General features: G+C 37.8%; 20 protein-coding genes. 4 read left to right on the forward strand and 16 right to left on the reverse strand.

Annotation, left to right across the window (positions count from 1 at the left end; all coding sequences use genetic code 11):
* Nucleotides 1-157: 157 nt before the first annotated feature.
* The 7 genes from NST14_RS26275 to NST14_RS26305 all read right to left on the reverse strand — a co-directional run bounded on the left by NST14_RS26275 (nt 158) and on the right by NST14_RS26305 (nt 4,055).
* Nucleotides 158-778: a hypothetical protein gene (locus NST14_RS26275; RefSeq protein WP_000025190.1), complete on the reverse strand. Its 621-nt coding sequence runs from the start codon at nt 776-778 to the stop codon at nt 158-160.
* On the reverse strand, nt 775-1,536 hold the full coding sequence (locus NST14_RS26280) for a MerR family transcriptional regulator (protein ID WP_000260368.1): 762 nt from the start codon (nt 1,534-1,536) through the stop codon (nt 775-777). The genes NST14_RS26275 and NST14_RS26280 overlap by 4 nt, the downstream gene beginning before the upstream one ends.
* Before the next feature lie 100 nt (nt 1,537-1,636).
* Nucleotides 1,637-1,864, reverse strand: a complete 228-nt coding sequence (locus NST14_RS26285; RefSeq protein ID WP_229143148.1) for a hypothetical protein — start codon at nt 1,862-1,864, stop codon at nt 1,637-1,639.
* Nucleotides 1,865-1,880: 16 nt separating this feature from the next.
* Complete coding sequence (locus NST14_RS26290) at nt 1,881-2,273, reverse strand: ATPase (protein WP_229143149.1); 393 nt, start codon at nt 2,271-2,273, stop codon at nt 1,881-1,883.
* Nucleotides 2,270-2,491: a hypothetical protein gene (locus NST14_RS26295; protein WP_229143150.1), complete on the reverse strand. Its 222-nt coding sequence runs from the start codon at nt 2,489-2,491 to the stop codon at nt 2,270-2,272. The genes NST14_RS26290 and NST14_RS26295 overlap by 4 nt, the downstream gene beginning before the upstream one ends.
* Before the next feature lie 12 nt (nt 2,492-2,503).
* Entirely contained in the window at nt 2,504-2,701 is a 198-nt protein-coding gene (locus tag NST14_RS26300; protein ID WP_000538359.1) for a helix-turn-helix transcriptional regulator, read from the reverse strand.
* 331 nt (nt 2,702-3,032) lie between these two features.
* Complete coding sequence (locus tag NST14_RS26305) at nt 3,033-4,055, reverse strand: YeiH family protein (RefSeq protein WP_046198069.1); 1,023 nt, start codon at nt 4,053-4,055, stop codon at nt 3,033-3,035.
* Between the two features lie 151 nt (nt 4,056-4,206).
* On the opposite strand from NST14_RS26305, the gene NST14_RS26310 reads away from it, so the two are divergent.
* The 4 genes from NST14_RS26310 to abc-f all read left to right on the forward strand — a co-directional run bounded on the left by NST14_RS26310 (nt 4,207) and on the right by abc-f (nt 7,969).
* On the forward strand, nt 4,207-5,100 hold the full coding sequence (locus NST14_RS26310) for a LysR family transcriptional regulator (protein WP_229143151.1): 894 nt from the start codon (nt 4,207-4,209) through the stop codon (nt 5,098-5,100).
* A gap of 51 nt (nt 5,101-5,151) precedes the next feature.
* The gene (locus tag NST14_RS26315) at nt 5,152-5,520 is read left to right on the forward strand and encodes a MerR family transcriptional regulator (protein ID WP_001219197.1); all 369 of its coding nucleotides are present in this window, start codon (nt 5,152-5,154) and stop codon (nt 5,518-5,520) included.
* 4 nt (nt 5,521-5,524) lie between these two features.
* Nucleotides 5,525-6,070, forward strand: a complete 546-nt coding sequence (locus tag NST14_RS26320) for a flavodoxin family protein (RefSeq protein ID WP_229143152.1) — start codon at nt 5,525-5,527, stop codon at nt 6,068-6,070.
* Between the two features lie 264 nt (nt 6,071-6,334).
* Nucleotides 6,335-7,969 carry a ribosomal protection-like ABC-F family protein gene (gene abc-f / locus NST14_RS26325; RefSeq protein ID WP_229143153.1) on the forward strand — a complete coding sequence of 545 codons (1,635 nt, stop codon included), beginning with the start codon at nt 6,335-6,337 and terminating at the stop codon, nt 7,967-7,969.
* 105 nt (nt 7,970-8,074) lie between these two features.
* Here abc-f and NST14_RS26330 read toward each other — a convergent pair whose 3' ends face one another.
* The 9 genes from NST14_RS26330 to secA form a co-directional block, all read right to left on the reverse strand.
* Complete coding sequence (locus NST14_RS26330) at nt 8,075-8,386, reverse strand: YbjQ family protein (RefSeq protein WP_000637521.1); 312 nt, start codon at nt 8,384-8,386, stop codon at nt 8,075-8,077.
* Between the two features lie 65 nt (nt 8,387-8,451).
* Complete coding sequence (locus tag NST14_RS26335) at nt 8,452-10,167, reverse strand: ABC transporter ATP-binding protein (protein ID WP_000944619.1); 1,716 nt, start codon at nt 10,165-10,167, stop codon at nt 8,452-8,454.
* A gap of 310 nt (nt 10,168-10,477) precedes the next feature.
* Nucleotides 10,478-11,680, reverse strand: a complete 1,203-nt coding sequence (locus tag NST14_RS26340) for a PDZ domain-containing protein (protein ID WP_033688294.1) — start codon at nt 11,678-11,680, stop codon at nt 10,478-10,480.
* Between the two features lie 91 nt (nt 11,681-11,771).
* Complete coding sequence (locus tag NST14_RS26345; RefSeq protein WP_000830290.1) at nt 11,772-13,208, reverse strand: S41 family peptidase; 1,437 nt, start codon at nt 13,206-13,208, stop codon at nt 11,772-11,774.
* A 118-nt stretch (nt 13,209-13,326) separates the two neighbouring features.
* Nucleotides 13,327-14,220 carry a permease-like cell division protein FtsX gene (gene ftsX, locus NST14_RS26350; RefSeq protein ID WP_000645019.1) on the reverse strand — a complete coding sequence of 298 codons (894 nt, stop codon included), beginning with the start codon at nt 14,218-14,220 and terminating at the stop codon, nt 13,327-13,329.
* Complete coding sequence (ftsE, locus tag NST14_RS26355) at nt 14,210-14,896, reverse strand: cell division ATP-binding protein FtsE (RefSeq protein ID WP_000594318.1); 687 nt, start codon at nt 14,894-14,896, stop codon at nt 14,210-14,212. Before ftsE ends, ftsX begins: the two co-directional genes overlap by 11 nt.
* 289 nt (nt 14,897-15,185) lie before the next feature.
* A complete protein-coding gene (cccB, locus tag NST14_RS26360) occupies nt 15,186-15,509 on the reverse strand; it encodes a cytochrome c551 (RefSeq protein ID WP_000727972.1) in 324 nt (107 codons plus the stop codon).
* A gap of 443 nt (nt 15,510-15,952) precedes the next feature.
* Nucleotides 15,953-17,051, reverse strand: a protein-coding gene (gene prfB, locus NST14_RS26365; RefSeq protein WP_096001716.1) for a peptide chain release factor 2 whose coding sequence is annotated in 2 segments (ribosomal slippage) — nt 15,953-16,978 and nt 16,980-17,051 — 1,098 coding nt in all. Because the reading frame shifts where the segments join, the coding sequence is not laid out codon by codon here.
* A 144-nt stretch (nt 17,052-17,195) separates the two neighbouring features.
* Entirely contained in the window at nt 17,196-19,703 is a 2,508-nt protein-coding gene (gene secA / locus NST14_RS26370; protein ID WP_000579382.1) for a preprotein translocase subunit SecA, read from the reverse strand.
* Nucleotides 19,704-19,720 lie beyond the last annotated feature (17 nt).

A 19,720-nucleotide genomic window follows, 5' to 3' on the forward strand; every position in this document is an offset into this window, starting at 1 on the left:
AGGAGAGTACACTTCCTTCCTTATCAAATCTTCTTCCGCATGAACAAACAGTAAGCACCACACTGATTAAGATTCCACTTCATTTAAAATCCGCTCTTTTTCCTACTGTCATCCTCTCCTATACAAACTATCGGTATACTAAAAAAGCTACTTTCCTCTAAGAAAGTAGCTTCTCTTTCCCCTTCTCCTTCTTCGGAAAAAGAACATATGAAAATGAAATAACTGTATCCACTAAAAGTATAATCGCCCAAACTTGGCTAACCCGACTCGCTGCTTTATTTAAAACAATTCCCGTTTCTAACCAATTACGCCATTGTTCAACCGGGGCAAGACCGTACAGAAAGAAAAAGAAAATATGCACAACAACAAACAAACTAAGGTGCAATACCCAATTTTTCATTTCCTGCTTCGCATAAGCCATACCTGTTAATTCTACCTGTTCTTCTATAATAGGCGCCGGCTCATTCCGCCATTTCGCAACTAATTTTTGCGCAAATATATCAAGCTTCTTCAAATCCTTTTTCCCGTAGAAGACTGCATACAATAAAATGATTACAGTAATGATTTGAAAGTTAGAAAACTTTCCTGTTTGATAATAGTCCACTACCCCTAAAGTTAAAATAAACACTTCATTTACGAGTAGCACAATTCCCATAATAAAACTCGCCTTTTTCAAACGAAATCCGTAACGGAGTAAAAAGAAACCGATAGCCGCTAACCAAAATACAATTTCTGCCCCAATTAAAAAATACCAACGATATTCTGCGAGTATACTCATTTAGCCCTCTCCTTTTCATCATAGATACGAAAAGCTTCATCCATATATAGTAAAAGTTCTTCTTCAATCGGATACAGGCTCATTTTCTGTGAATCTTCCTTCGATTTTCTAACTTCCCATAACTTATCTAAAAACGCTTCATCACCATTAGCCATTTCTAAACATTTCTGCATTAATTTCTTCGTTGCCCCTTGTACCTCATCACTAGCTACTTCTTTACCGTCTTTCATAAAAGTACGGAATTGCTTTAATAAATCTACCCATTCTAAAACATTCGTATCTTCCTTACTCATGTTTGGTAAATTATGAAGCAATTTTTGTTCTTCCTTTGAAAACACTTCATTTTGAAATATTTCACGTATACGAGAAGACTGCTTCGAAAGCTGAATCAGTTCAAACATAACTTTCCAATCGAGTTCTCCTTCCACATCTACCGAATAAACAACTGCTTGTAAAACACTCTCCATTCGATTAAATTTCTTTTGTTCTTCTTGTACAAACCGAAGTTGTTTTTCAAGCGAATTTTTTAAATCTAGCTCACCTTTTACTAACATATTCGCAGTTTCTTTTAATGAAAATCCCATTTCCTTTAAAAACAAAATTTGTTGCAAACGAATAACGTCCGCTTCACTATATAACCGATGTCCACCCTCTGTTTTACCACTCGGCTTTAATAAATCTATTTGATCATAATAACGTAATGTACGTACCGTAACCCCTGTTTCTCTCGTCAATTGTTGAATTGAAATCACTACCATCACCTCTTCTCCTTCATTATAAAAGATGACGTTACGTAACTTTCAAGTGTTTTGTAAAAAAAATACAAAAGGCTGTTTATACGCTTCGTATAAACAGCCTTTACGGAAATAACCCCTTTTGCACAGCACGACCACAAAATAAAATAAGTGCCCCAACAACAACACTCGTTGCTGTTTTATGATAATGAGCTGAAACTAATAAATAATACGATAAACCTACAGTACCAAGCATAATACAAATACTCGGCACTGGATTATGAGAAAGGTTCTGCATTCCCCAAAACAAAGCAAAAATAGCCGTAGCGACACATAATACCGGTAATCCCATCCCAGTTCCCCTTTTTCTATCTATTCCTTGTTGCTAACACGCTCGTCGATGCCATACTTATTAATAGACCAAAAATAGCAATATATAATAACTCATTTACATGTACTACTAGCCTGTCTAAATACTTATTTACACAAAGATACATAATGAACAAGAAAACGAAGCTTGTCATACTAATCGTAAAATATGACTTCATCTTGTTCACAACTCGCTCATCAATCGACGGTATTCCCTCTTCTTTCAAACGCTTCTGTTCTCTATATTCCGCAATGCCATATAAAATGACTAGTGCTACATTCGATATGAAAATAGTTCTCCACGAAATACTTAACATTATTAAACTCGCATTTAAAATAAGCTTCGCTAAAAATAAACTTCCTATAAACCTTATAACATCTTGCTTACTCATACATGATCCGCCTCTTTTTGATTTCTATACTTCCACTTCAGCCAATAGTTCACAAGAAAATACACCCACTGTCCTAGTACAAATAAAACAAATGGCATACCAGCACTTCCGTAAACAATTAAATTGTACAAACTCCATATGGCTAAACTAATCGCTAAAAACAACCCTAAATATTTAAACGCTTTATCTGACTGAAATCTCTCAAACTCATCCTGCATTTTTCTCTCCCCTTACTCTAGCGTAAATATTTCTTCCACCTTCACTCCAAAATATTTGGCAATTTTTAAGGATAACTCTAGACTCGGATTGTAATGATGGTTTTCAATCGCCACGATTGTCTGCCGCGTCACCTGCATCGCCTTTGCCATTTCAACTTGTGTTATATGATGTTGCTTTCTTAATTCTTTAATTTTATTTTTTACACCCATAGGCTCCACCTTCAAAAGTAAAGATATCTTTACTTAAATTATAAATATTTTCCAGTTGTAAGTAAAGGTATCTTTACAAATTTTAGAAAAATATTTCACTGAACATCTTTTCTAACAAAGTACAGAGGGAATTAAATTTATATCAGCGATTTCCTAAATATATCAGCGCAACTGAAATTATATCGGCGATTCCCCAAATATATCAGCGCAACTCCATTTATATCGGCGATTTTTTCAATATATCGACTTACCGACAAATACCGACATCTGTAGCACTATAAACATAAGAAAGAAGCTGTCCCAAAATATCTTTTGGAACAGCTTCTTCCTACTACATAAATCCTAACGCATATACAAGAACATATCCAAGCACCGATAAGCAAACCGAGCCAATTAGCCCTGCCACGAATGCTTTGCTTCCTAACTTCCGGAACGTTTTAAACTCTACATTTAAGCCAAGCCCCGCCATCGCCATTGCGATAAGCATATAAGCGATGACTACAATATATCCCGCAACAACTTCTGGAATCACGCCAAGAGAATGCACCGCACTCATCGCTAAAAATCCGAAAATGAACCACGGAATTGGAAGGTCGCGCCATGATCTTTTTTCCTTGCTTCCCTCACTCTTACCAAACCATAATCCAATTAAAATCGCTACTGGTACAAGCATTGCAACGCGCGTTAACTTCACGATAACTGCGATGTCTACAGCCGTACTTCCTCCTGGCGCCGCAGCTGCTATGACATGAGCGATTTCATGCAGCGTCGCACCCGAGAATACACCGTAGCCGTACGGAGAAAAGCCAAGCACTGGATATAATAACGTATAAATAAGCGTAAATATCGTACCTAAAATAGCAATGATTGCAGCCCCAACTGCCGTTTCATCATCTTTTGCTTTCACTTGCGGCGCAATTGCCACGACCGCTGCCGCGCCACAAATCGCTGTTCCGCATGCTGTTAAAATTCCAAGCTTCTTCTCTACTTTAAATACTTTCGTTAGTCCGTATACAACGAAAATCGTAAATGTAATAACAACCGCTGCGATGACCAATACTTTCGGTCCCGCCTTCGCAATATCAACAAGATTTAATCGCATTCCAAGTAAGATGATCCCAAAGCGCAGCAACTTCTTACTCGCAAAGTTCGTCCCCGCAATCGCATCATGAGGAACTCCAATTGCCGCACGCCAAACCATCCCAATTAGAATAGCAATTACTAATTGTCCCATAATATTTAAAAATGGAAGCTCCGCTAAATATTTCGCCACAATTGCGATTAATAATGTAATCCCAATCCCTTGCGAAAATCCAAAACGCTTCTTCTTTTGTATAACAAGTGTTTGTTCCACTTTGAACCACTCCAATAATCATATTGGAACATGCATGTTCTTTCTACTTACATTATAAGAGAGTTTCTATAATAAGTTTAATATCAATACCAAATCTCTATCATCAGAAATACTTATGATAAGATGATAGAAAAAGAAAGGAGCAGATGATATGAACGTAGACATTTTAAAAATTTTTGTTACGGTTGTTGAACAGAAACACTTCTCTCGTGCAGCAGAATTATTAAACCTTTCACAGCCTGGCGTAAGTATGCACATTCGCAACTTAGAAAACGAATTTGGAACTACGCTTATTCAGCGATCCCCCAAACATGTCCAAGTTACGGAAGCTGGAAATATTCTATACATACACGCAAAGCAAATGCTCTCTCTTTATGAAGATGCCAAACAAGAAATTAATGAACTACATAACGTTGTAACAGGAACGCTTCGCATCGGTGCTAGTTTTACAATTGGCGAATACTTACTTCCAAAAATACTCGCTAATTATGCCAATGAAAATCCACGCGTCGAAGTTCATACCCTTATTTCAAATACAGAAGACGTTTTGCAAAGCCTTCGCTCTAATCAAATTGATATCGGCTTAGTAGAAGGTCAAGTTGTATACGCCGACGTTGACGTTGAAACGTTTATGCAAGATGAAATGAAACTCGTCGTCCCGCCAAACCATCCACTACTCCACACAAATGAAATAAATGAAAGGACACTCCAAGATCAAGTATGGGTATTAAGAGAAAGTGGTTCTGGTACACGTGCTTATAGTGACCGTTTTATTCATCAACACCATTTAAAACTAAAGCGTTCCTTTACATTCAGCAGTATTCAAAGCGTGAAGGAAGCGGTGAGTGCTGGGCTTGGCATCGCTATCCTTTCTGATTGGACTGTACGGAAAGAGCTACTGGCAAAAGAACTATTCCACGTCGAAGTTCCAGATGAACAACTCATCCGTCCATTCTCCATCGTGCGCGGCAAATATTTTATTCCGTCTAAAGCTATTCAAGTGTTTTTAAATCATGTAAATTCTTTTGCGAAAAAACAGCATTGACCTTCACATTAGTGTGAAGGTTTACAATACATGTAGAAGGAGTGAAACGCATTGCGAATCGGGGAGTTATCAAAAGAAACTGGCGTTAGCGAAAGATCACTAAGACATTACGAAGAAAAGGGATTACTTCCTTCGAAGCGCCTCGCAAATGGCTATCGTGATTTTGACGAAAGTGCCATCGAAAAAGTGGAGCTTATTCAAATGTACTTACAAATTGGCTTGAATTTAGAAGAGACGGCAAGGATGCTGCGCTGCCTTGAAATTGAACCGCACTTATACGACAATCCGTGCAGCAGCATCCTTACGCTTTATGAAGATAAACTTAATGAAGTAACAAAGCAAATCTCATTGCTTTCCCATATTCAAACGAATTTGCAAAAACACGTTTCACTCCTAAAAAAAGAAAAAGAAAAGGAATGATTACATGTTTGTTATACACGGCAGTTCAAGACAAAATGGAAATACGGAAGCTTTAACACATATGATGATTGATGGAATTGAAACAGAACAAATTTATTTACGTGATCATACAGTCTATCCTATTACAGATCAGCGTCATGATGCAGAAGGATTCCAACCTGTAGATGATGACTACGAGCAGTTAACGAAACGCATGTTAGAGCACGACACAATTATCTTTGCTACACCATTATATTGGTACGGGATGAGTGGTCATATGAAAAACTTCATCGATCGCTGGTCACAAAGCTTGCGTGATACATCTCTTCATTTCAAAGAAAAAATGAAAGGTAAAAAAATGTACGTTGTTATCGTTGGCGGCGATAATCCGAAACTAAAAGCATTACCGCTTATCTCCCAGTTCCAACACATCTTTGATTTTGTTGGTTCATCATTTGAAGGTTATATTATTGGGGATGCGAATGGATTAGATGAAATCCAAAATGATGCTGAGGCTATAGCTAAGGCACAAGTTTATAATAACGAATTCAAAAATCACAAGCTGAAATAAGTTTGACAAACTTATTTGTATGCGCATACAATAAAAGTAATATTATGAAAGGAAGGTACTTTGACCAATGAAGTTCTAATTCTCTTATTTATTTCATCCATCACAAATAGTGAACAAAAATGATGAAAACTAGCAGAGGATTAGTCTGTCCATTTGTCGATACTTTCTTTCGAAACGATCATGTGAAAAATCGTTTATTTATGTACGATTTTTACATGCAAGGGCGACGTTTATCCTCTCTAGTGAAACTAGGGAGGTTTTTTTATGACTATTTTATTCGCACGTAATATTGAAAAAAGCTTTGGTGATCGTACACTATTTACGTTACCATCACTGGAAATTCAATCACAGGATCGCATAGGAATTGTCGGAGTCAACGGTGCTGGTAAATCTACGTTATTACAAATATTAAGTAAAGAAATAGAAGCTGACAAAGGCATAGTAACTCATCATAGTTCTATCAGCATCATTCCTCAGCTTAGCGAGGAAGTACCGGAAACCACTTCTTCTCTCGCAAAAGGAAAATGGAGCATTTCAAACGTTTCAAATTCAATGAGCGGCGGTGAACGAATGCGTCTAAAGATTGCCCACGCTCTTGAACAGAATGCAGGCATTTTATTCGCTGATGAACCAACAAGCCACTTAGATATGGCCGGTACAGAACAATTAGAAGAGGCACTTTTATCTTATAAAGGGGCACTTGTTTTAATATCACATGATCGTGACTTTTTAGATGCGATATGTACAAAAATCATCGAAATCGAAGATGGTACGATTCAAGAGTATAAAGGTAATTATTCAAACTATCGCAAGCAAAAAGAACGTGAGCGAATACAAAAACAAGCAGAATATGAGCAATATGTACAAGAAAAAAATCGTTTAGAGCAGTCCATTTTACAAAAAAAGCAACGTGCTTCTAGCATGACAAAAATCCCAACACGGTTCAGTTCATCTGAATCTAAACTTTATAAATTAAGTGGGGCTCATGGCCAAGAACAGGTTAGTAAAGTAGCGAAAGCATTAGAAACACGTCTCGAAAAACTAGAAAAGAAGGAAAAGCCAAAGGATCTTTCTCAAGCTCAGTTTGACGTACAATACCATACACCTATTCATAGTAAAGTGGCAGTACAGTTCAATAAAGCCACAAAGAAAATAGGTAATCGTACACTATTTAAAAATCTGAATGGAACTATTGCTCCAGGTGCAAAGCTTGCTATTTTAGGCGCAAACGGAAGTGGAAAAACGACTTTGTTCAACATGCTTCTCGCAAACGAGCGTGGCATTCAGCTCTCAAAGAGTTGTAAAATTGGATACTTCGAACAAACACTATCCATTTTAAAAACAGATAAAACCATTTTAGAAAATGTTCTAGAAGAAACAAATTATACAGAATCGTTCGTTCGCACAATACTTGCAAGGCTTCTATTCCGCCGTGAAGATGTTCATAAGCCTGTGCACGTTCTAAGCGGGGGTGAGCGAATGAAGGTTGCACTCGCAAAAGTATTTTTAGGAAACTATAATATGCTTCTGCTCGATGAACCGACAAACTATTTAGACTTAGCGACGCAAGAAGAATTAGAAAGCATGTTACAAGAATATCCTGGCACTATACTTTTCATTAGCCATGACCGTGCCTTTATTCGCTCTGTGGCAGACCATATTCTAAAAGTAGACGAGAGTGAACCTAGAGTATTCCACGGCAATTACGAGCAATACACCAAGAGAACAACCGAGGATTCTGTAAATGTTACTGAACAAGAATTGTTACGATTACAAACAAAATTAACAGAAATCATCGGCCGAATTTCCATACAAAATCATCACGATGACATCACATCTCTCGAACAAGAATACGAAACATTATTAGTTCAAATCCGGAAATGTAAAGAAGCGCTCTAATGTCTTCCCTATATATCGACGGGACCTGCCGCATTTCCCAAGAAATATTGAATCTTCGACATAGCATACAAAAAGCCGTGCAGTTCATCAGCACGGCCTTTTACTTTATATACGGACAGCAGTCCCGCTCACAGCAACCATTAGCATCCCTTCGCGAACTACTTCGTAATCCACATCGATACCAACGATGGCATTCGCATTTTTTTGTCTTGCGAGAGTTTTCATCTCTTCCATTGCGATGTCACGTGCTTCTTTCAATTTGCTTTCGTAAGCGCCTGAGCGACCACCGACAACGTCACGGACAGAAGCAAAAAGGTCACGAACGATATTCGCCCCCATAATCGCTTCTCCATTCACGATATCGACATAATCAATAATTTCTTTCCCTTGAATTGTAGAAGTTGTTGTTACAATCATACAGTATAGCCTCCCATATAAGATTTCCACTTACTTATGGTGCGCTAATTCGGCAAAAATTATATTTACGAACTAAACTGCGCTTCGTATAACCTGCTGTATCCTCCGCCTTGCTCAATTAATTCATCATGTGAACCTTGTTCTGCAATCCCATCTTTATTTACAACGACGATGCGATCTGCATTTTTAATCGTTGCCAGTCTATGAGCGATAACTAACGTCGTACGGCCGACAGATAGTTCAGCAAGTGATTTTTGAATCGCAAGTTCCGTCTCTGTATCTAATGCGGAAGTCGCTTCATCTAATATTAAAATTGGCGGGTTTTTCAAGAACATACGAGCAATAGCTAGACGTTGCTTCTGTCCGCCTGAAAGTTTCACGCCGCGCTCACCGATAACAGTATCTAAACCGTCTGGTTGTGAGTAAATTAAGTCTTCTAATTGCGCACGTTTTACTGCCTGCCAAATTTCAGCCTCTGATGCTTTTAAATTTCCGTAAGCAATGTTTTCACGAATCGTTCCTGAGAATAAGAACACATCTTGCTGCACGATTCCAATTTGCTTACGGAGTGAAGATAACGTCATGTCTTTCGTATCAATACCATCAATTTGAATCGATCCAGATGATTGCTCATAAAAGCGTGGTAATAGGCTACATAACGTCGTTTTCCCAGCTCCAGATGGCCCAACGAACGCAACTGTTTCACCTGCATGTATTTTTAAACTAATGTCATTTAAAATCGGTTCTTTGTTTTCATATCCGAATGTAATGTTGTTATATTGAATATCACCGTGTACATGTTTTACTTCCATTGCATCTTTAGAGTCCACAATATCTGGCTCTGTTTCAAGAAGCTCTACATACCTTTTAAAACCGGCGATTCCTTTCGGATAGCTTTCGATTACCGCATTAATTTTTTCAATTGGACGGAAGAAAATATTCGTTAATAGAACGAATCCGATAAATCCACCGTACGTTAATTCTCCTTGCAGAACAAACCACGTACCGCATATTAAGACGAAGAGCGTTACGAGACGCATAAGCATATAACTAATTGACGAATTTAGCGCCATAATTTTATACGCCATTAATTTCGTTGTACGGAAACGAGCGTTGTTAACAGCAAATTGCTCTTTCTCAAACTTTTCATTTCCGAATGCTTGTACAACGCGAATACCACCAACGTTGTTCTCAATACATGCATTGAAATCAGCAACATCTGAGAATAAACGTCTAAATGTACCTGTCATTTTTTTATTGAAGTAAAGTGCCAACCATAATAAGAATGGAATAACGAAGAACGTTAATAGCGCTAACTTCCAGTTGATCATCATCATAAATGAAAATGCCCCAACTAAAGTCATTACGGCGATAAATAAATCTTCTGGTCCATGATGAGCAATTTCCCCAATTTCCATTAAATCGTTTGTAAGGCGTGAAATTAAATGACCTGTTTTATTATTATCAAAAAATCTAAATGATAGCTTTTGAATATGATCAAATAATTTCTGCCTCATATCTGTTTCAATGTTAACACCAAGCATATGTCCCCAATATGTAACGACATATTGTAAGCCTGCATTTAACATATAAACTGCGAGTAAACCGAAACAAGCCCATAAAATAAGCGTCCAGTTTTGCCCTGGCAATAACTTATCAATAAATTGATTTACGATAAGCGGGAAGCCGAGTTCTAATAATCCTGCGACGACCGCACAAGAAAAGTCGAGTATAAATAAACCTTTATACGGTTTATAGTAAGAAAAAAATTTACGTAGCATATCTTCCCTCCATTTTCCAAAATTAAAAAGACTCCCTAAATGATAACCATTATCAAATAATTATTCAAGTTATCCGTCTATGAAACTGAAAATAAGCTTTGCGATAGTTGTCGTTTTTGGCCGGAAAGTCGATATATTCGAATAATCGCCGATATATTTCGAGTTGCGCTGATATATTTGCAAAATCGCCGATATATTTCAAGTTGCGCTGATATATTTGCAAAATCGCCGATATAAATTTCATGTACTATAACTACCGCCCTGCTTACACAAAAAAAGGCATCACCACAAGGTGATACCTTTTCTTCTATTACATCGCTTCCGAATCCCACTCATGCTCCTGCTGAACAAACACAATACCTAATTCGTGATGTCCACCAGCGTATAATGCCGTTTGAGCAAGGCGAAGTTCTCCATTTGTATCTAAAACTTCTAACTTACAAAATGCTCCTGTCGTCTTCGTTTGAAGCGCATCATAAAATTCCTCAGCACTTCTTGGAATGACTCCATTTACTTTCGTAATCATTTCTCCAGGCAGTAAATTCAGCTCTGCTCCAATTGTATTTGGAATTGTATCTAGTACAACGAGTCCATCATTACGTGCAGCGAAGTACGCTGGTCTTGTTTCATCCGCAATTTTCTCTTGCATGGAAATTGTAAAACGTCCAAGCATTGCAACGCCCATTGCAATAATGGCAAGTACGTGCCACCAATAACTTGCGATTCCTAAAACAAGCACAAGTCCTGCTAATCCGTACACACGTCTTCCTGTAAATAATAAAGCTTCCGTCGGCTCATAACTTCTAATCCTTCTCATAAATCCAATTAAAAATGGAACGAGGAATAGAGAATATGTATGTGAACCGATTGAAACGACAGGCCACCATGAAATAAACTGCGTTACTGCGTCACCTGGCACAAGAATAAAAATAGGAATGATCCATAAACGCTTTGATTCGTGTAAACCAATCTTTAATCCGCGCTTACCCTTCCTAATCTTCGGCGTCGAATATCCTACTGCATTTTTAGAAATCAACAAGCCCTCTACAACGAGCATGATGCCTAGCAAAATAGCAAGGGATACGATTGTATTCTCTTCACCTTCTCCAAGCTGTAAGAAAGAAACTGGTAGCTTAGAAGATAATAGAACACATACAATCGCGATACTAAACGTATAAGCCGCTGATAAATATCGATACATAGCAGTTAATCCAAATAGTAACGTCCAAAGTAAAATGGCCCATAAGCTCGCCTTAGAAACAACAAGTCCGAGCCCAATCGTAATGATAGATACGATTAATCCATATTTAACTCCCGCCAATAAAGATGTTCGCAGTTCAAACCAAATATCATAAACTTTAAAAGAAAAATCTTTTCGTTCTCGTAACATACGTAAGTATCCAACGAAGATACTACTTATAAAAAATACATAGACAGCAGGGTGTAAGAAAAAACGTCCAACTGCCCGCATTATTTCAAAAATCCATGCCTCCACGAACCCATTCACCACCATTTATATCATTCTTTCTTTTTATATTATCATAACTGGACAAACGTTTGTTTAACACAAAAAAATACAGGCAGCAAACTGCCTGTATTTCTTTTTATTTCGCCATTAATTTTAATGCTGACTGTAATTGTAGATCATTTTCTCCAGAACGGATTTTTTCAATAATTTTCGTTTGAATCGCCTCAGCTGTCTTTTTATCGAGCTGTCCTGTCGCTTCCATCTTATTCGCATTTTGGAATGCTTTCAGTGCTGATTCTGTCTCTTTACTAAAGTAGCCATCTTCACGTCCTGGTACATACCCTAAACTCTTAAGCATTTCTTGGGCATGTTTTACTTGTACATCATTTGCATTGTATGAAAGTGTCTTTTCAATTTGAATTGGTGTCGCATGATAATAATCTGGTTGTTTCACTTCTACAGTTGGCTTGATTCCTTTTTTATGAATCCAGTTTCCATCCGGTGTTAACCATTTGAACATCGTTAATTTGATGTTGCTGCCATCTTTAAATGGAACAGCTTGCTGAACAGTACCTTTGCCAAACGTTTTTTCACCAATTAAATCGTATCCTTCTCCCTCTTTTAGCGCACCCGCTAAAATCTCTGAAGCAGAAGCACTTCCGTTATCAATTAGTACTGAAATCGGATATGGCTTTCTCTCTTTTAGTTCCGTAGAGAATTTCTTCTTCTCACCATTTCTTTGCTCTACTTGTAGCATCGGCTTTTTATCCGTCATAATTTCTCCTAGTATCTCTTCTACACTATTTAAGTAGCCACCTGGATTACCACGTACGTCAATAACTAAGCCTTTTATGTTTTTCTTCTCTAACTCTTTTAACTGATCCTTAAATTCTTTCGCTGTATTTTCAGCAAAAGAAGTGATTTGCATATAACCGATATCTTTTCCACTCTCTTGTTTCACAGAGCTAAACACTGTGAAGATTGGAATTTTTTCACGCTTAATTTTAAATACAATCGGATCAGCTACTCCTGCACGCTTAATTTCAATCGCAACAGTCGTTCCTTTTTTACCACGAATCTTTAATACTGCTTCTTCACGTGATAAATCTTTCACACTATTTCCATCTACAGATAAAATTTGGTCATTCGGTTTAATTCCAATCTTTTCTGCTGGTGAGCCTTTAATTGGAGATACGATAATAAGCTTACCGTCCGTTTTGTTCACCTCAGCCCCAATCCCTTCTAACTCGGGATCAAGCGATTCACTAAACTGTTTAGCCGTTTCTTTATCCATATACGTGGAATAAGGGTCCTTCAGCGTAGACAACATGCCTTGTATTGCACCTTCGACTAATTTTTCATCTTTCACGTCTTCCACATAACGTGAATCAATTAGTGCATACGCCTCATTAATTTTTGCCAAATTCCCTTGCGCAGTGCTAGCGTTTCCATTCGAAATTGTTTGCGTTACTTCTGCTGGGTTAACCCCAAATAAAGACATACCCGCAAACATTCCGCCAGCACCAATTAAAAATGCAACAACCATTCCAATAATTGCAACTCTACGTTTCAATGCGGAATTCCCCTTTCCAAAACACACAGGTGGTGTAGCAAAAGGCATCACACAGTGTGTGATGCCTTTACCTATTTCTACTATATGATAAGCTTGTACGAATTATGTTTGCAACTTTTTATACTTTTAAGAAGCGACGAATTGACATTACACTTCCCCACATACCGATTAAAGCCCCGATTAACACTAGTAAACCAGCTAATTGGAATACGAATGGGCTGTATGGTAGAAGTTCGAAAATTGTTCCGCCAAGTTTTTCGTTAAACACACCTTGCAACGAATTATACGTAACTAGAATTAAGCCAATTGGAATAATTGATCCTAATACTCCTAGGAATAATCCCTCTAATAAGAACGGCCAACGAATAAACCAGTTTGTTGCACCTACAAGTTTCATAATTTCGATTTCTGTACTACGAGCATAAATTGTAATTTTAATTGTATTAGAGATTAAGAACATCGCTGTGAATAAAAGACCAGCAATTAACACAATCCCGATGTTACGACCAGTTTTTACAGTATCAAATAATCGTTCAACTTGCCCTTTTCCGTACTGAACATTACTTACAAACTGCATTTTTTCAATCTTTTTCGCAATTGTTGCTGTATCTGTTGGTTCTTTTGCTTTTACAACGAATACGTTTTTAAGTGGGTTATCTTGTTCAAATAACTCAAATGTCTTTCCGCTATCGCCTAAGCTTTTAATTAAACGTTTTAACTCTTCTTCTTTAGAAGAATATTTAATAGAGTCTACTTTTGCAATCTTACTCATATCATCTTCTAATTTCTTTTGATCAGCTTCTTTTGCTGCTGGATCAATGTGTACACGAATTTCTACATCTTGCTCTACTTTCGTCGCAAAATGGTTCATATTCATAATCGCTGTTAAAAAGACACCTACAAGTAATAATGTAACTGTTACTGCACTAACAGAAGCAAACGTCATCCATCCGTTACGTGATAGATTCTTTACACCTTCTCGCAAATGTCGACTAAGGGTCTTAGCCTTCATATCCGTATCCTCCCTCCATCTCATCTCGAACAATTTTTCCGCCTTCAATCGCGATTACACGATGACGGATTGTATTTACGATATCTGCGTTATGTGTCGCCATAACGATCGTTGTACCACGCTCATTAATGCGCGTGAAAATCTTCATAATATCAAGAGCTGTTTCAATATCTAAGTTACCTGTTGGCTCATCGGCAATTACAACTTTTGGTCTATTAACAATTGCTCTCGCAATCGCAACACGTTGCTGCTCCCCGCCTGAAAGTTCGCTTGGAAGTGCGTCTGCACGATCTTCAAGACCTACAAGACCTAACACTTCTGTTACACGCTCACGAATTGCATCTGGCTCTTCTTCAATTACTTCTAAGGCAAACGCAACATTCTCATATACCGTTAATTTAGGTAGTAATTTAAAGTCTTGGAAAATCACGCCTAATTGACGACGGAAATATGGAACGTCTCTTTCTGCTAATGACTCGATAGTAAGACCATTTACATTAATTGATCCTGTAGATGGCTTCTCTTCACGATACATCATTTTAATAAATGTAGATTTTCCGGCTCCACTCGGTCCAACTACGTATACAAACTCGCCTTGTTTAATGTTAACTGTGAGACCAGCAATGGCTTTCATACCATTCGGGTACTCCTTATAAACATTCGTCATTTTTATCATTATTTATCACCCAATACTTAATGATTTTTTTCGAAATACTTTTCTGTACATTTGAAAATAAAAGCTAAACCTTTATTCTCTTTTAAACCACTCTTGTTGAAGGTAGTCTACTTATACTCTTTTTCTAAGCAATACTACTCTATGTAATATATTTCAGCAAAATTCTACAAACCTCATTGTAACATCAAACGGTTTCCAGTTTGGATACATTTTTGTTACAGTTATGTTACATTCCAAAAAAAGGGAAACGAGTTGATTATATGAATCAACTCGTCCATTTTACCCCTTTTTATTTATGTTCAGCTAACCACTCAGCTACTTTTTTCGCATCTTCACCTTGAATAAGTCCTGGCGACATTGAACCGCGACCTTTTTTAATAATTTCTTCGATATCTGCAGCGTCGTACTTCCCGCCTACTTTTCTTAAATCAGGTCCAGTTGCTCCTGATAAATCTGTTGCGTGACACCCAGCACAACTTCTTTGGAAAATTTGTTCTGCACTGTCTGTACTTGCAGACTGGTTCGAAGACTTACTCTCTTCTTTATTTCCACACGCTCCTAAAGCAAAAACGACTGATGTTCCTAGCGCAATAGCCAATAATTTCTTTTTCACTTCTATCGCTCCCCATTGTTGATATTCTTTTCATTCCTAACACACTCATTTTCATTATAAGCATTATCTTTATATAGAAAAACTAAGGTGTATTTCATATTCTTCAAAAATAAAGTGAGAACCCTAATGATATAAAGCTTTTATAAGTTGTTTCAATTCTGTGAACAACTTATAAACTTCTATAAAGGATTCTTTTTGAACGGGAATTTAGAAAAATTCTGTAGAAAGCCTTACTCTATTGCCAATCTGTTTTACTATTTTCTACTTTTTACAAAACAATATACAACATTGTATGCTACATATAATCCCATCAAAAAGAGAAGTTGTCGTTTCCAACTTCTCTTCCTCTGTACTTCATCCATATAAATAAAATAGCACTCTTTATGTCCTCTATATCCTCAACGTGCGCCAACAATTTTGTTGGCTTTTTTTCACTTAGCTTATTAGATGCGAGAACGTAAGTAAGCATCAATAAACGGATCAATTTCTCCATCCATAACTGCTTGCACATTACCGACCTCAGTATTTGTACGGTGGTCTTTCACAAGAGAATATGGGTGGAATACGTAAGAACGGATTTGGCTACCCCATCCGATTTCTTTTTGTTCTCCGCGAATTTCATCTAACTCCGCTTGTTGCTCTTCTAATTTCTTTTGATATAATTTCGCTTTTAACATCTTCATCGCATGCTCACGGTTTTTAATTTGAGAACGCTCTGACTGACACGTTACAACCGTATTTGTCGGTGTATGCGTAATACGAACTGCTGAATCTGTCGTATTAACGTGCTGTCCACCCGCTCCACTTGCACGATACGTATCAATTTTCAAGTCTTCTGTACGCACTTCAATTTCAACTTCGTCATTGAACTCAGGTACAACTTCACAAGATACGAACGATGTATGACGACGGCCTGAAGAATCGAATGGTGAAATACGTACAAGACGATGTACACCTTTCTCAGCTTTTAAGTAACCGTAAGCGTTATGACCTTTAATTAATAAAGTAACACTCTTAATACCAGCTTCATCACCTGGTAAGTAGTCAACAGTTTCTACTTTAAACCCACGTTTTTCAGCCCAACGTGTGTACATACGTAGTAACATAGAGCCCCAATCTTGTGACTCTGTTCCACCAGCACCTGGGTGTAATTCTAAAATGGCGTTATTTTTATCATAAGGATCGCTAAGTAGTAACTGCAGCTCATACTCATTCATTTCTTGAATTAAGCCTTTTACTTCTGATTCAAGTTCCTCATGTAAATCTTCATCATACTCTTCTTTTAAAAGCTCATGCGTAATTTCTAGGTTTTCGAACGTCTCATCTAGCTGACGGAACTTTCCAACCATATCTTTCAGTGCATTTGCTTCGTTAATTACAGCTTGTGCGCCTTGTTGGTCATCCCAAAATCCTGCGCCCATCATTTTCTCTTCTAATTCTGCAATTTGTTTCTCCTTAGTAGGGAGGTCAAAGAGACCCCCTAAAAGCCGCTAATCTCTTAGCCATTTTCTCTAATTCCTGTCTAATTTCTACTAATTCCATTTCCTTCACCTCTATGTAATTGCTGTTACTTTCGTATGAAAACAAGGGAAACTCTCTCCACTTATGACGGAGAGAGTTTAATCCTTCTTAATTATACATTTTTGATGTAAAAGTTTGCAAAGCAGCCTGGGCTACCGCCCTATATTACTTCCCAATGCCACAGCAGTTTTTATATTTTTTACCGCTACCACATTTACATAAATCGTTGCGGCCCACTTGGTCACCTTTTACAACTGGTTTTTTCTTCGCCTCTTCGCCATCGCTAGATGGGTGAACAGCTTCACCTTGAACAACTTCTTGACGCTCTAAGTTTTGTTCAATTTCAGCTTTCATAATGTAACGAGAAATTTCCTCTTCAATAGAAGCAATCATTGACTCGAACATTGCGAACCCTTCCATTTGATACTCACGAAGTGGATCAATTTGACCGTAAGCACGTAAATGAATACCTTCACGAAGGTGATCCATCGCATCGATATGCTCTGTCCATTTCGTATCTACAACACGGAATACAACAACTTTTTCGAACTCACGCATTTGCTCTTCTGGCATAAGCTTCTCTTTTTCGTTGTAACGCTCTATTAATTTCGCGATAATTGGCTCGCTCATTTCCTCTGGAGCAAGGCGACGTAATTCTTCTTCTTTCACATCTCCTTCTTGCAGAAGGTTTGTATTTAAGTAGTCAACAAGACCTTTAATGTTCCAATCTTCTTCAATTTCCTCTTGTGTATGAAGTGCAACCGCACGCTCTACTGTAGATTTCATCATACCTTCAATAATACCGCGTAAGTTCTCAGACTCCATTACCTCTTGACGCTGTTTGTAAATAACTTCACGTTGCTGACGAAGTACATCATCATATTGTAGTAACTGCTTACGTGCATCATAGTTATTTCCTTCTACACGTTTTTGCGCAGATTCTACTGCACGAGAAACCATTTTACTTTCGATTGGCTGAGAATCATCCATACCAAGGCGATCCATCATCGCTTTCATATTATCAGAACCGAAGCGACGCATTAGTTCATCTTCCATTGATAAGTAGAACTGCGTAACACCTGGGTCCCCTTGACGACCAGCACGACCACGTAACTGATTATCAATACGACGACTTTCGTGACGCTCTGTACCGATAACGGCTAAACCAACGTTTTTCACATCGTCTCCAAGCTTAATATCTGTACCACGACCTGCCATGTTCGTCGCAATCGTTACAGCGCCTTTTATACCTGCTTCTGCAATGATATCCGCTTCACGCGCATGGTTTTTTGCATTTAAGATGTTATGACGTACACCTTTACGCGTTAACATTTTTGAAATAAGTTCTGACGTTTCGATCGCAACTGTACCGACAAGAACTGGTTGCCCTTGTTTATGACGATTTACAATATCCTCAACAACAGCATTAAATTTACCTTCCATTGATTTAAAGATTAAATCTGCACGGTCATCACGAATAATCGGTTTGTTCGTTGGAATTACGATAACGTTCATATTGTAAATGTTACGGAATTCCTCTTCCTCTGTTTTCGCTGTACCAGTCATACCAGATAACTTTTCGTACATACGGAAGTAGTTCTGGAATGTAATTGTCGCAAGCGTCATACTTTCATTTTGAATTTCTACGCCTTCTTTTGCCTCGATAGCTTGGTGTAACCCTTCGCTATAACGACGACCTTTCATAAGACGACCAGTAAATTGGTCTACAATTACGATTTCGCCTTCTTGTACAACATAATCTGTATCACGATGCATAACAACGTGCGCACGAAGTGCCTGATTAATATGGTGAAGAAGCGCTACATGTTTTAAATCAAATAAGTTTTCAATATGGAAAGCTTTCTCCGCTTTCGTAATACCATCTTCTGTTAACATTACATTTTTCGTCTTCACATCAAATGAATAATCTTTTTCATTTTCTAACGTACGAACGAATGCATTTGCAAACATGTACAGCTCTGTTGATTTTTGAGCTTGTCCAGAAATAATAAGTGGCGTACGCGCTTCATCGACTAAGATAGAATCTACTTCATCGATAATAGCAAAGTGAAGTGGGCGTTGAACGCACTGCTCTTTATATAAAACCATGTTGTCACGTAAGTAATCGAATCCAAGCTCATTATTTGTGCTATACGTAATATCAGCAGCATAAGCCTCTTGTTTCTCTTCGCGTGACATACTATTTAAGTTAATTCCTACCGTTAAGCCAAGGAACTCATGAAGTTGTCCCATTTCGCTCGCATCACGTTGTGCTAAATATTCATTGACTGTAACAACGTGAACACCTTTTCCTGTTAAAGCATTTAAATATACAGGTAATGTAGATGTTAACGTTTTACCTTCACCCGTTTTCATTTCAGAGATATTCCCTTCATGTAAGGCAATACCACCCATTAACTGTACACCATACGGACGCATTCCAAGAACACGAGTCGCAGCTTCACGAACAACCGCAAAAGCTTCAGGTAGTAAATCATCTACTGTTTCACCTTTTGTTAGACGTTCTTTAAATTCAAGCGTCTTCCCTTTTAATTGTTCATCAGTTAATGGCTTAATAGATGACTCTAATGCATCAATTTGCTCAACTGTTTTCTGCATACGTTTAATTTGGCGTTGATTTACATCAAACACCTTTTTTAAAATACCGATCATAGGAAATACGCTCCTCT

This window comes from Bacillus sp. FSL W8-0519 (assembly GCF_038005585.1).
GTDB classification, from domain to species: Bacteria; Bacillota; Bacilli; order Bacillales; family Bacillaceae_G; genus Bacillus_A; species Bacillus_A paranthracis.